The 13,117-nt window shown below is 55.1% G+C and carries 10 protein-coding genes and 1 pseudogene; 5 read left to right on the top strand and 6 right to left on the bottom strand.

Features of this window, described 5'->3' with window-relative positions:
- The first annotated feature begins 21 nt into the window (after positions 1-21).
- Positions 22-771, top strand: a complete 750-nt coding sequence (locus CHB83_RS15915; protein WP_089333312.1) for an SDR family NAD(P)-dependent oxidoreductase — start codon at positions 22-24, stop codon at positions 769-771.
- Positions 772-839: 68 nt separating this feature from the next.
- Here CHB83_RS15915 and CHB83_RS15910 read toward each other — a convergent pair whose 3' ends face one another.
- Entirely contained in the window at positions 840-1,214 is a 375-nt protein-coding gene (locus tag CHB83_RS15910; protein ID WP_045687979.1) for a hypothetical protein, read from the bottom strand.
- A gap of 317 nt (positions 1,215-1,531) precedes the next feature.
- Here CHB83_RS15910 and CHB83_RS15905 point away from each other — a divergent pair, with 317 nt between their 5' ends.
- Positions 1,532-2,143 carry a C40 family peptidase gene (locus CHB83_RS15905; RefSeq protein WP_089333311.1) on the top strand — a complete coding sequence of 204 codons (612 nt, stop codon included), beginning with the start codon at positions 1,532-1,534 and terminating at the stop codon, positions 2,141-2,143.
- A gap of 174 nt (positions 2,144-2,317) precedes the next feature.
- Positions 2,318-2,671 (top strand): annotated as a pseudogene (locus CHB83_RS24325) (YkvA family protein); the annotation flags it as partial.
- Between the two features lie 370 nt (positions 2,672-3,041).
- On the opposite strand, the gene CHB83_RS15895 reads toward CHB83_RS24325, so the two are convergent.
- The 5 genes from CHB83_RS15895 to CHB83_RS15875 form a co-directional block, all read right to left on the bottom strand.
- Positions 3,042-3,299 (bottom strand): acyl carrier protein, encoded by a 258-nt coding sequence (locus tag CHB83_RS15895; protein ID WP_045688328.1) that lies wholly within the window; start codon positions 3,297-3,299, stop codon positions 3,042-3,044.
- Between the two features lie 124 nt (positions 3,300-3,423).
- The gene (locus CHB83_RS15890) at positions 3,424-6,900 is read right to left on the bottom strand and encodes an efflux RND transporter permease subunit (RefSeq protein WP_045688329.1); all 3,477 of its coding nucleotides are present in this window, start codon (positions 6,898-6,900) and stop codon (positions 3,424-3,426) included.
- A gap of 31 nt (positions 6,901-6,931) precedes the next feature.
- Entirely contained in the window at positions 6,932-8,053 is a 1,122-nt protein-coding gene (locus CHB83_RS15885) for an efflux RND transporter periplasmic adaptor subunit (RefSeq protein WP_089333309.1), read from the bottom strand.
- A gap of 104 nt (positions 8,054-8,157) precedes the next feature.
- A complete protein-coding gene (locus CHB83_RS15880) occupies positions 8,158-9,852 on the bottom strand; it encodes a TolC family protein (RefSeq protein WP_052695172.1) in 1,695 nt (564 codons plus the stop codon).
- Positions 9,853-9,881: 29 nt separating this feature from the next.
- On the bottom strand, positions 9,882-10,496 hold the full coding sequence (locus CHB83_RS15875) for a TetR/AcrR family transcriptional regulator (protein WP_045688330.1): 615 nt from the start codon (positions 10,494-10,496) through the stop codon (positions 9,882-9,884).
- A gap of 236 nt (positions 10,497-10,732) precedes the next feature.
- Between CHB83_RS15875 and ispF the strand changes: the two genes are divergently transcribed.
- Together ispF and CHB83_RS15865 are read left to right on the top strand one after the other, a co-directional pair.
- A complete protein-coding gene (gene ispF, locus CHB83_RS15870; protein WP_045688331.1) occupies positions 10,733-11,212 on the top strand; it encodes a 2-C-methyl-D-erythritol 2,4-cyclodiphosphate synthase in 480 nt (159 codons plus the stop codon).
- 109 nt (positions 11,213-11,321) lie between these two features.
- Entirely contained in the window at positions 11,322-13,019 is a 1,698-nt protein-coding gene (locus tag CHB83_RS15865; protein ID WP_089333308.1) for a M28 family peptidase, read from the top strand.
- Positions 13,020-13,117 lie beyond the last annotated feature (98 nt).

The following is a 13,117-nucleotide window of genomic DNA, read 5'->3' as shown; positions in this document are numbered from 1 at the left end:
CTTGCACGTTAGCTTGATTTTATGTCTACCCCCTCATTTCCCCAGCGTTTTCAAAACAAGGTGTGCCTCGTTACGGGAGGTACCGCGGGTATAGGAAGGGCTACGGCTTTGCGCCTAGCCCAAGAAGGAGGTTGCGTGGCTGTGCTGGGGCGTGATGCCCAAGAGGGCCGCGAAGTAGTACGCACTATTCGAGCGGCCGGGGGCCAAGCAATCTTCATTAGCGCCGACGTAGGCAAAGATGCTCATTTGGTACGGGCCGTAGAGCGCATTTGCAAGACGTGGCAACGAATTGATGTGCTCGTCAACAATGCAGCCATGATGACGTTTGAGCCAATCCTAAAGCTCCAACCGAAGGCGTGGGATACGCTCATGCATATTAACCTGCGGGCCTTGTTCCGACTAACTCAGCTTTGCCTGCCCCACATGAAAGGCGGCGCCATTGTAGCGGTTAGCTCAGTCCACGCTCACCAGTCTACTCCTAACGTGGCTCCTTACGCTGCCAGCAAAGGAGCTATTGAGGCTTTCGTCCGCGGCGTAAGTCTCGAAATTCCTCATACCCATGCCCGCATCAATGCCGTGGCCCCCGGAGCCGTTGATACAGCCATGCTTTGGAGTAACCCCAATGTGAAAAGTGGAAAGGAAAAAGTAACGGGCCAAGTAGGCACTCCGGAGGAGCTGGCCGCAGCCATCTGCTTTGTTGCTTCTTCCGAAGCCAACTTTATGAACGGCACAACGCTGGTGCTCGATGGAGGCCGCCTTGCTTCCCTATAGATAAATAGGGCAGAGTAGACAACAGCTCGTTTCCTGCCTACTCTGCTTGATGCAGAGACGGGTGGGGACTAGCTGTTTTTGCTTTTTACGGCAGGTGAGGGATGGCGCTGATCTGGAGTAGGCAGGGCTCGGCCTTGGGCATACAGATGAGCGTCCCGCTCCCCTGCTTCACGGGCAGCAACCTCAAAGGGAATATTGTAATAGCCGTGCCGGGCCCAGTCGCGGAGGTAGCGCCATAAGAAGCCCATCCTGCCATGTTCCTGAAACTGCCGAATGTGTTCCATTTCGTGGGCTACCCAGTAGGGGTCTTGCAAGAATTCTTCGCGGGTAGCGCCACTTAAATGTATGCTCTGTCCCAGCACCATAGCAACGCTACGGGCCCGTAGCTTGAGGCGAGCCACCCGGGCAAAGGGCGAATTTTCAACAATACGTGGGAATTCCATATATACAAAAAAACAGGGCAGTCTATACGTGCAAGATGACGAACCAGGTTGCATTTTCCTCTTGAATTTTTAGGCAAAAACATTGTACATAATCATGTTTTTTCACCTAATTCACCCTAAAAGTTTGGACTAGCCAATTCTTTAGGGTTAGCTTTAACAATCGGCAAGTAGCTCAACAGGAGCAAAAACCCGACAGAAGAAACTCCTTTTTGTCTTTCTTTTTCGTGTTCCCAGGTTTTTAGCCTATCGAAAGAAGTAGTACGCGTTCAGCTCGTCGGTAGCCCCCGATTAGTTTTTTTACCACCCCTCGACGGACAATGAAAAACAGCATTCTGTATTGCCTCGCCGCGGCCTCGATGGTCCTCTCCTTTTTCTTCGAAAACACACCTGCCACTACTGCTCAAAGTTCGGCATCCTTAGTATCCCAGCAAGCTTCTTTGCTCAGCGGCCTCTTTGCCACCGAGGAACCTCATGCTACTGGCCTGCTTACTTCTTCTGACTCAACAGAATACACTAAATACGCGACTCGTCTGGGCATTGAGCCTAGCTACGATGACAACAAGACCCTCCTAGCTACAGTAGTTTCCTGGTTGGGCACTCCTTACCGTTACGGTAGTAATAGCAAGAGCGGCACCGACTGCTCCGGCTTTGTAACCCGGGTTTTCAAGGAAGTATACGGCATTACACTGCAACGCAGTTCCCGCTCCATGTTTGAGAAGGTGAAGCACGTGCAGAAAGACGAAATGCAAACCGGCGACCTAGTGTTCTTCCGCCGGGGTCCGGGACAGCCCATCTACCACGTTGGCATCTATCTAAAGGATGGCAAATTTGCTCACTCTGCTTGCGGTGGTGGCGTTATGGTAAGCTCCCTCACACAGGCCTACTATAGCCGCAATTTCTACGCCGCTGGCCGCGTGGAAAGCAATTAGACTAGTGTACCCCTGACTTTTCAAGCAAAAGCCCCGTTTCTTCATTGAAACGGGGCTTTTGCTTGAAGAGCACTCAAAGCTCAGCAAAACTATTTTGCCCTGAAATAGTATAGCAAACCGCTGGGCTTATGCCCTCAATTTGACATTTCTACTCCTCCCTACTTTCCCGTACTCATGGATAAGCAAAATCCCCAGGGCGACCAGATTGCCTCCTCCCCCCTGTTCAAAAAGTTCTTGGGCAAAGCCGAAGACTATCTGCAGAAGCCTACACGCATGAAGCAGTTGCTGAACGATGCGTATACTAAAGCGAGTGAGAAGAAGGACCTTGGGTCGCTAGCGCATGAAGCGTGGGATACCTTGCAGACAATGTTCCGTCTGATTCGCTCATCGGTAGCAGGTGAGTACACAGGCCTGCCCAATTCCACAGTAATTGCGGCTATAGCCGTGACCATCTACTTCCTCAGCCCAATTGACCTGATCCCAGATTTCATTCCAGTACTGGGCCTGTTGGACGACGTAGCTTTAGTTGCTTGGTTTAGCACGACGATCAAAGAAGAGCTAGACAAGTTTGCTGAGTGGGAGAAGACGCGCCCCACAGTGGTAGAAACTACCGGCGAGCCAACCGAAGCCACATCGGCAGCTACCCCTCCCGTTGAGCAGCCATCGGCCTCACAGCCTACCCCTGGCAAGCACGAAGATGCTGAAACGTCGGCAACGGTGTATTCTGATACTGCTGCCAACACCACCGATAGCAGCCGTGAGCCTAACACCTCCACCGATTCTCGCCCGAGCGGCGGAGATGCTGGCGGCAACGTTCGATAGCACGTCCTCGCTCCTACACGCAAAAGGCCCCATAACCTAGGTTATGGGGCCTTTTGCGTGTAGGAGCGAGGACGTGTTACGCGGCTTTCGCGTGCGATACTACATAATCCACAAAGTCGCCTACAGTAGCCAGGGGTACTTCGTCGGGGATAGTAATGTGGAAATTGCGCTCCAGCTCCAAGATGATATCTACGACATCCACGGTGTCGAAACCCAGCTCGTTGCTGAGGTTGCTGCCGATACGCAGGCGCCGCGCCTTAATGGCTTTGCGCTTGCTGATGATACGCAGCACCTGCTGCTGAATGGTTTTGGGGGTCGTTGCAGTAACTAGCATGAGAAACGACAGAAACGGGGAGAACGATGAAAGGTAGGCGTCGGGTCCCCGGCTGGGGCTCCGCGCCCTTTCGGGCGAAAGAGGCCGCACAGCCGAGAAATGGTTGCAAGCGCCGCAGCAAAATTTAGTATTCGGCCAGAACCGGAGGTCTAGCGGCTTCTACTTCATCCGTAGTAGCAGGAGCATCGGGCGTTTTTTTCACGCGCAGCTTCAGGCTTTCGCTCAGCAGATACATTACAGGCACTACCAACAGGGTAACGGCAGTCGCAAACACCAAGCCGAAGATGATAGTCCAGGCCAGCGGGCCCCAGAACACTACCGACTCACCACCGATGAAGAAGTGCGGGTTGCCGGACGCGAACAGCTCGTAGAAGTCAATGTTCAGACCGATAGCCAGCGGAATCAACCCCAGTGTGGCGGCCGTAGCCGTCAGGATTACCGGGTTGAGGCGGGTGCGGCCAGCTAGCACAATGGCTTCACGCAGGGGCATGCCCTGAGCCCGTAGAATGTCGGTGAATTCCACCAACAGAATGCCGTTTTTCACCACAATACCGGCCAGGGCAATGATACCCACGCCCGTCATTACGATACTGATGTTCATGCCCGTAATGGCCAGTCCCCAGAACACGCCCGCAATGGAGAACAGTACTTCCGAAAGAATGATAACCGGCTTGCTGAACGAGTTGAACTGCGTTACCAGAATCAGGAAGATGAGGGCCAGAGCCCCTAGGCCAGCCATGGGCAGGAAGTCGGTCGTTTCCTTTTGGTCTTCTTCAGCACCACCCATCTTGATGGTGTAGCCAGCGGGCGTGGGGAACGACTTAAGGGCCGTCCGGATATTAGCTACCACGTCGGGGCCAGTGTAGCCGTTGAGCACGTTAGACGAGATGGTAATCACACGCTTCGTGTCCTTGCGTCGGATACCGCCGTAGGTGGAGCCGTAGCTTACCTGGGCAATTGACGAAATAGGCACTTGACGCACGGCGCCGGTGGCGTCGCGGAAGGTCAGCGGGGAGTTGATGATGGCGTCCACATCGTTGCGGTAGGGCTTGGCGTAGCGCACCTGCACGGGATACTCATCGTCAGAGGTTTTGAATTTGCTGGCTTCCGAGCCGTAGATGGCCGTCCGCACTTCCAAACCAATCTGGCCGGTGCTGATGCCTTCCCGGTTAGCGCGGGTACGGTCGATGTTCACAGCAATTTCGGGGTTGCGGTCTTCCAGGTTGGAACGCAGGGCTTCTACGCCACCAATGTTGAGCGAGTCAACGTAGCGGGTTACCTTCTTCGAAAGCTTAGCCAACGTAGGGTAATCATCGCCGATAACCTCGATGGCAATAGGCTTCTGCTGAGGCGGGCCACTGGCCTCCTGGTCTACCGAAATTTCGGCGCCGGGAATACCTTTCACTACCTCCCGGATTTTATCCATGTAGGTGCCAGTGGTTGGGCCGGTCCGGTCGCTCAGTTCTTTGAAGGCCACGGCCACCTTGCCCATGTTCGACATAGCCGTACCACTCGCCGAGGAAACGTCACCGGGGTCACCAGCGCCGATGGCCACGTTGGTTATCACCGATTCCACATCGGGGTTGTTGCGCCCAATCACGCCATAGATGCGGTTTTCCAGCACCTTGGTAATAGAGTCGGTGATTTCTACGCGAGTACCCACCGGCATTTTCAGGTAGGTGTAGATGAATTTCGGGTCGCCTTTGGGGAAGAAGTCCACCTTCGGGCTGCGCATGCCGATGGCGATAAACGAGCCGATGAAGAGCACCACTACGCTAATCATTACCAGCGCCGGGTGATTGATGGACCAACGTACCAGGCTGGCGTAGCCATTCTGAAACTTCGGCAGGGCGCGGGTTTGGAACCAGGCAATCATCTTCACCAGCACAAACTTGTCGAGCAGGATGAACCCGGCCAGGGCCAGGCAGATGTTGCCGATGAAGTGGCCCAGCAGGCCGCTGGTTTCACCGTCGGGCCCAACCTCAGGCGTTGCTCCAAGAGCCAGCACGTTGAACAGAATGCCCAGTACCACCAGTACGCCTACGGCAATTTTGAGGCCTTTGCTCAGCTTGGGTTTGCTGTGCAGGTCTTCTTCGAAGTGCTCCTCGCGCTCCATGAAGCTCACGGCAAACACCGGGTTCATGATGAAGGCTACTACCAGCGACGACATCAGGGTAATAATGAGCGTTACGGGCAGGTAGTACATGAACGAGCCCACAATGCCAGGCCAGAACATGAGAGGCACGAAGGGCGCCACCGTCGTAAGCGTACCCGCCAATACGGGTACAAACACTTCACCAGCCGCAAACTTGGCAGCCTTCTCGGTACTCAGTTCAGGGTGCTCGTGCAGCAGGCGGTGCGTGTTTTCAATTACCACAATGGCGTCGTCCACTACAATACCCAGCGCCAGTAGGAAGGCGAAGAGTACAATCATGTTCAGCGAGAAGTCGAAGCCCGGAATAATCAGGAAGGCTAGGAACATCGAAATCGGCACCGACAGGCCCACGAACATAGCGTTGGTAGTGCCCATGAAGAACAACAGGATGGCCGTTACTAGCAGGAAGCCGATAACAATGGTGTTAATCAGGTCGTGCAGGGTTACGCGGGTGTCGTTGGAGGTGTCGCCGGTTACGGTCACCTTCAGTTCCTTGGGCAGCGTTTTCTCCGACTCGGCAATGAGTGCTTTGATCTTATCGGAGGCGTCAATCAGGTTTTCGCCCTGGCGTTTTACTACGTTCAGAGTAATGGCAGGCTTGCCATCAAGACGAGCATACGATTCCCGGTCCTTGAAGCCATCCTGCACGGTAGCAATATCCCCGAGGCGCACGGCAGCGCCGTTGAGGTTCTTTACCTGAATGTCGGCAATGTCCTCGGCGCGCACGTACTGGCCAGCCACACGCACGGCACGCTTCTGAGAGCCGACATCAATGGAGCCGCCCGAAATAGTTACGTTTTCACGGGCAATAGCATTGCTGATGTCGGAGAAGCCCAGACGTGAGGCGCGTAGCTTGTTTAGGTCTACATCCACGTTTACCTGCTGGTCGAGGGCACCCACAATATCCACGCGGGTAATTTCGGGGAGGGCCTCAATCTTGTCCTGGAAGTCGTCGGCGTACTTCTTGAGCTGTACTGCCGGCAGGTTACCGCTCAGGTTCACGAACATGATGGGCTGCTCCGAGATGTTCACCTCGTTTACCGTGGGCGGGGAAGGCAAATCGTTCGGCAGTTCGGGCGCGGCCTTATCCACCGCATCCTTGATAAGCTGCTTGGCATATTGCACGTCTACCCCCGAGTTGAACTCAATATCAACGATACAGTAGTCCTGGTTGGAGGTGGAGTTGATTTTCTTAACCCCGTTTACGCTTTTCAGCTCTTTCTCAAGCTGGCGCGTCACTAGGTTCTCAATGTCGGCCGGCGAGGTACCAGGGTAAATGGTAGCCACGATGATGCGCGGGATTACGATGTCGGGGAATTTCTCTTTGCCCAGCTTGATGTAGGCAAAAATTCCCGCCACGCACAGCAGCACCGTAATGATGTAAATGCTGGTTTTGTTATTGATAGACCAACTGGTTGGCCCAAACTCTTTCTCTAAATCCTGCATGGCTTTGATTCTTGACGTTAAGTAACGCTGGTTACAGCGTCACTATTTGGCCTTCGTTCAGGGTTTGGTAGCCGGCTGAAATCACTTGGTCGCCGGGTTGGAGGCCGCTGGTCACCTCCACCTTACCGTTATAAGTATTGCCGGTCTGGATAACGCGCTTAGCGGCCACTTTTTGGTTGCCTTTGTCGCTTACTACCAGCACGTAAGTATTCTGTTCGTCCTTCTGTACCAGGTCTACGGGGAGTACGGTAGCGTTCTGACGGTCGTAGTTTTGGATGCGCACATTGGCCACCATGTTGGGGCGCAGCCGACTGGCCTTGTTGCTACTTAAGCGCAGCTCTGTGGTGAAAGTGCGACTGGTGGGGTTAATGGTGCTAGATACCACCCGTACCGTGGCGGGGAGTTCCTCGGCACCCAGGTCCGGAATAGTTACCAAGGCCTTGTCTCCGGCTTTGATGCGCGAAGCATAGGCTTCGGAAACATCGGCCAAGATTTTACCAGTACCGCTGTTGCTGAGCAGCCGCACCACCGGGGCACCAGGGGCCACCGTTTCACCTAATTTAGGCAGTACGTCATCCACGGTGCCGGCAAAAGGTGCCACTACGCTATACAGGGCGCGCTGCTGATTCAGGGAAGCCAGGTTACGCTGCAGGGCTTGATAGTTGTTCTTGGCCTGCAGGTACTGGATTTCGGTGCCGATTTCCTGCTTCCAGAGGCGCTCTTGTTTTTCATATACCACACGGGCCAGGTCCATGCGGGTCCGCAGTTCGGCAATGCTGGCGTCAAGCACGGAGGCGTCCACGGTAGCCAAGGTTTGGCCCTTCCGAACTTGGTCACCGCGCTGTACGCGCAAGCTGGTGAGGGTACCAGCAGCCCGGGCCGCTACGTTGGCATTCTGGTCGAAATCAACGCGACCCTGTAACTCTAGATAGCTCTTGAAGCTTTCGGGAGCCACTTTAATCACCGACACTGGGGTAGTCTGGGCGGCCGCACCCTCGGCCTTAGCGCCAGTCTTGGCTTCCAAATCGGCAATTTTTGCCTGGTTGGCAGCTTGTTCTTTCTTCAACTGAGCCAACTCGGCCTTGGGGTCTTTTTCGCCGCAAGCGGTCAGGAGGCCCAGAGTCAGGAGTAAGGCAGAAGCAGCGTATTTCATTTGAGGAGAAGCTAGTAGCTTATAGCAAGGAGTTGGGAGCTAGACGTTGATGGCGGAACGGCTGGGTCAGAAGCTGCTAGCTCCTAGCTTCTGACGCCTAGCTTCTATTTCTTGGCTTGGTTGTACAACTCACCCGTAGCCTTGTCGCGGTCTACTTTAGCCACCAGCACATCGTACAGCGCAGAGTAGTAGTTGGTTTGCGCTTCGCGGAGGGAGGTTTCGGCCGTTACCACTTCAATGTTGGAGCCTACTCCTTCCTTAAACTTGATGCGCGACACCCGGGCCACTTCATCAGCTAGGTCAAGGTTAGCGCGCTGGTTGTCCAGCACATCCAAGGCATTGATGAGCGTCGTGCGGCTTTGCGCATCCTGCAAATCAATGCTCTGGCGCAGGGTTTCGAAGCCACGCTCAATCGTCTGCTGCGCAATACGGGCCTGCTGCACCAGATATTTGCGGCGGAAGCCATCAAATACCGGAATATTTAGGCTCAGGCCCACGTTGCCGAAACCAAACCAATTCTGGTTGGGGAAGCCGTTGGCCGCCCGCGAGTCGGGCCCGCGGAAAGCAAACAAGTCACGACGGTTGTTGGCCGAACCCGTAAAACCATAGGCCGCCGTAGCCACTAGGCGGGGGTACGCGCCTGCCCGGCGGTTAGCCAGGTCCAGGCCAGCCAAGGCCTGCTGCGTTTCCAGCGTCGAAAACTCAATACGGTTGTTATAGTTGAAGGCGGCGGCCAGCTGGCCAGTGCGGGCACCACTGAGGGCCGTTTGTTGATCTTGGCGGTTCTGCTCAGGCGTGTTGGTTGCAGTAGGTGCTGGCGCATTTGGCACCCCGCCTAAGCCCGTAACCCCTGCACCCGTGGCGAGGTTGGCTACGCCTAAGCGCTGGCGCAGAGAGCCTGCATCTACTACCGCTGCGCTCAGCGAGTCGGTGAGTTGTACCGTTTGATCTTGGGGCAGACCCATCTGGAATTTCAGCAGGGCTACGCTCAACTCGGTGAGGCGCTGAGCTTTCTGCTGCTCCACTACCAAGTTGTTGCGCTGTACTTGCAGGCGCTGCACGTCCAGCTTCTCGGCAAAACCAGCCTTAAAGGTTTGGTTGGTCTGGTACAGGATAGTGTCGAGGCGCTGCACGTTGCGGCTTAACAACTGCAGCCGCTCACGAGCTACCAGCGTGCTGTAGTAGGCTTTGCTCACCTGCTCCACCACGTCAATTTCCGCCTGCTGGGTTTGTTTTTGCGCGAGTTGCTCATACACCTTCGCGGCTTTCAAGCCAATCAGATACGAGCCATCGAACAGCAGCTGCGATACCGAAGCACTGGTGTTACCAGCGTGGCGCAGTCCGAAGGCCAGAGCTTGTGGGGGTACAGGCTCGGCGGGTAGCGTAACTGTTCCCAGGTTTACCGTCTGACCACTTTGAGCGGCCGCAATATCACTGGGCGTGAGCGTGGTAGCTGAGTTACCGCCGGCAAAAGCCCCGAAGTCTACTAAGCTTTTCTGGAGTTTGAAGTTGTCGGCCAGGTTGGCGGCTACGTTTACTTGGGGCAAGCCCGCCGACCGAATTTCTCCTACCCGCGCCTTAGCCGTCTGCTCGCCCAGGCGGGTAGCCAGCAACGACGACTTGTTCTTGATAGCGTAATCAACGGCCTGTTGCAACGACAGAGGCATGTTGTCCACTGCGGCTAACTGGTTGCTGAGGCCCGGCCGAGTGGCCGTGGGCGTCTGCGCTAGGGCGGTACCAGCAGGAGCCAATAGGCCCGACCCGGCAGCCAGCAGCAACACGCGTAGGTTCTTCTTCATATACAGGAAAGCGGGTGATGGAGCTAGTTCTATTCTTCTTCCGTCACGTGACGGTACTCATTAATGAGCTTGTGGCCTTTCAGAGTCACCATGCCCAGCAGGAAATGCTCGTTGCAGGCCATCTGCACTCGGAGCGGTTCAAACTCGGTATGTGGGAATACATCGGGGTCAAAAAGCGCATCTATTTGCGATAAACGGAGGCGTGAGAGCACCTCTACATCCAAGTCGGAACGGTAGAGGCCTTCGGCTACTCCCCGGCGCAGGTTGGCTTGAATTTGATTGAGGATGTACTTGTTCTTGTGCGCGTGAAATAAGTCCCAAGCAACCGGATAGTATTTGCGGAGGTCGTGAAGAGCGGTGGGGTTCATTCCCGAGAATTGACGTTCCGTCCAGCTCATCATTTGCAGCATCTCATCCACGGCGTTTTGCGCCTGTATAATGATGCCTTCGCATTCGCCCTGCACGCCATGTAAGTGGCTAGAAATAACGGCTGACACAATCTGGTCTTTGTTGTCAAACCATTTATACAGTGTCTTTTTCGAGATGCCCAGATGGGTGGCTATGTCATCCATCGATACACTCTTTATCCCATTGCGGATAAACAGGGACTGGGCTGCTAGTAAGATTCGGTCTTTTATTTCCATGTCTGCGGAAGCAAAGGTACTATGGAAACTTTTAATGTGTTCAAAGTTTCCATCACTTTTTTGCTATTTAATTTCCCGACTTGGAGGCGTACTCTTTCCTCTGACGAACACGCTGCCCTTTTACTTTAGACAAGCCCAACTTTTTTTCTTGGTACGGCGCAGGGCAGTCCGTTTCCGGTAAGTGGCGTGGGTTGTTGTACCTTGCTGCTCCATCGTTTACCCATCGTTTCGACTCCATGAAAATCCGTACCGGCTTCGGCTACGACGTTCACCAGTTGCAGGCGGGCCTCCCCTTCTGGCTCGGCGGCATCCAAGTTCCTCACACCCACGGCGCCCTAGGCCACTCCGATGCCGATGTGCTTATTCACGTGATTTGCGACGCCCTGCTGGGGGCCGCTAACCTGCGCGATATTGGGTTCCACTTTCCCGATACCGACCCGCAGTACAAGGGCATCGACTCCAAGCGGCTGTTGGCCGAGGTAGTGCGCCTGCTCCAGGAGCGCGGCTACTCCATTTCCAATATCGACTCCACTATCTGCCTTGAAGCGCCCAAGGTAAACCCCCACATCCCGGAAATGCAGCGGGTGCTGGCTGAGGTAATGGGCATTGACGCAGACGACATCAGCATTAAGGCCACTACCACTGAAAAACTAGGCTTTGTGGGCCGTCGCGAAGGAGTTGCAGCCTACGCTTCCGTGCTGATTGTGCAACCCTAAAAGGCAAAACGGTGAATTTGTGCAAGGCCGCGTCTATCCTTTGGCAGATGCAGCACCTTGCTTGAACTACAACCGCCCTCTTTCCCGACTTATATACCCCCACGTACATATGCACAAACCTTCCTTCCTGGCGCTGCTGCTGGCTGCGGGCATGACTACCGCCGCCATGGCCCAGCAGGCGCCCGAAAAAATCAAAACCAAGGTAAAGCGCAAGGCCAAAACCGAAGCGTCGGCTACTACGGCCCCGGAAGCTGGGCCTACCAAGCAAGCCCCCGTACCGGCCGATTGGGCACAGAACTACGCCGAAACCATCACGCAGGCCGACTTGCGCCAGCATCTCACCGTACTGGCCTCTGATGCGTATGAAGGCCGCGAAACCGGCGAAAAAGGCCAGAAAATGGCCGCTGAGTATATTGCTAACCGCTTTAAAGAATTGGGCCTGACGGGTCCGGTACAGGGTTCCGATAATCCCTACTTGCAGCACTTTACCATGGTGCGCAGCACCTGGGCCGATGGCGCTACGCTGAAAGTAGGCGGCCAGAGCTACGCCTGGCTGACGGACTTCTACGCCTACGGTACCACGGGCTTTGCCCAAGAAACTGCCGTACAGCCAGTATTTGCCGGATACGGCATTGAGCAGGAAGGCTACTCCGACTACGCTGCCCTGGGCGACGTGAAGGGCAGGGATTTGCTGATTCTGCTGGGAGAGCCCCAAACCAGCAAAGGCACCGCTCTGCTTGGCAAAGAAGGCCAGAACAGCAAGTGGGGCCAAGATTTCCGTGCTAAGCTGCAGCTAGCCAGCCAGAAAGGCGCCCGCTCGGTATTCTTCGTGGATTTTAACCCCAACAGCAACTTCCAGAAGCTGGCCGCGCGCATGACGCCTTACATCAGCCGCCCCAGCATTGCCTTCAAAGATGCCAAGCCCGAGGGCAACCGCGCCACAGCCTTCTTTGTGTCGCCGACGCTTGGGTATAAGCTACTAGGTACCACCGCCCCTGCCGTAACCAAGTACACCGCCAGCGTTGACAAGGCAGGCAAGCCCGTAGCGGGCACTTTCAAGCCTGCTAAAATGCTGGTGAAAGCCGCCAAGAAAACCGAGGACTTCACTACTGAAAACGTGCTGGGTTATATGGAAGGCACCGACCTCAAGCAGGAGGTCATGGTACTATCAGCCCACTACGACCACATTGGGGTAATAAACGGGGAGGTGCATAATGGGGCCGACGACGACGGCTCGGGTACGGTAACGGTACTGGAAATGGCGGAAGCCTTCACCAAGGCCAAAGCCGAAGGCCACGGTCCCCGCCGTAGCGTATTGTTCCTGACGGTGACGGGTGAGGAAAAAGGCTTGCTAGGCTCGGAGTACTACACCGACCATCCGGTTTTCCCCCTCGCCAGCACCATGGTAGACCTGAACACCGACATGGTAGGCCGCACGGATAAAGACCACGAAGGCAAGGGCGACTACGTGTACGTTATCGGCTCGGATAAGCTAAGCTCGGAGCTGCACACCATTCTGCAGAATGCTAATCAGAAGTACACGCAGATGGACCTGGACTTCCGCTACAATGACCCGGAAGATCCAAACCGTTTCTACTACCGCTCCGACCACTACAACTTCGCCAAGCACAGCATTCCGGTGGCCTTCTTCTTTAATGGAGTGCACGATGACTACCACGGCCCCGGAGATGAAGTAGACAAGATTGAGTTTCCGAAGATGGAAAAGCGGGCCCGCCTAGTGTTCTACACCGCCTGGGACCTAGCCAACCGCGACAAGCGTATTGTAGTTGACTCGAACAAGAAGTAAGAATTTTCTTCTGGCTTTCTCGTTCTCTAGAACCCGCCGAACCCGATCTGGTCCGGCGGGTTTTATATTTGTATACAACTCTGGTCTACCCTGTTGCC

This window comes from Hymenobacter mucosus, from assembly GCF_900188255.1.
Taxonomy (GTDB): domain Bacteria; phylum Bacteroidota; class Bacteroidia; order Cytophagales; family Hymenobacteraceae; genus Hymenobacter; species Hymenobacter mucosus.
Note: the sequence above shows the minus strand (reverse complement) of the source record. Positions and strands in the feature narration are given on the sequence as shown.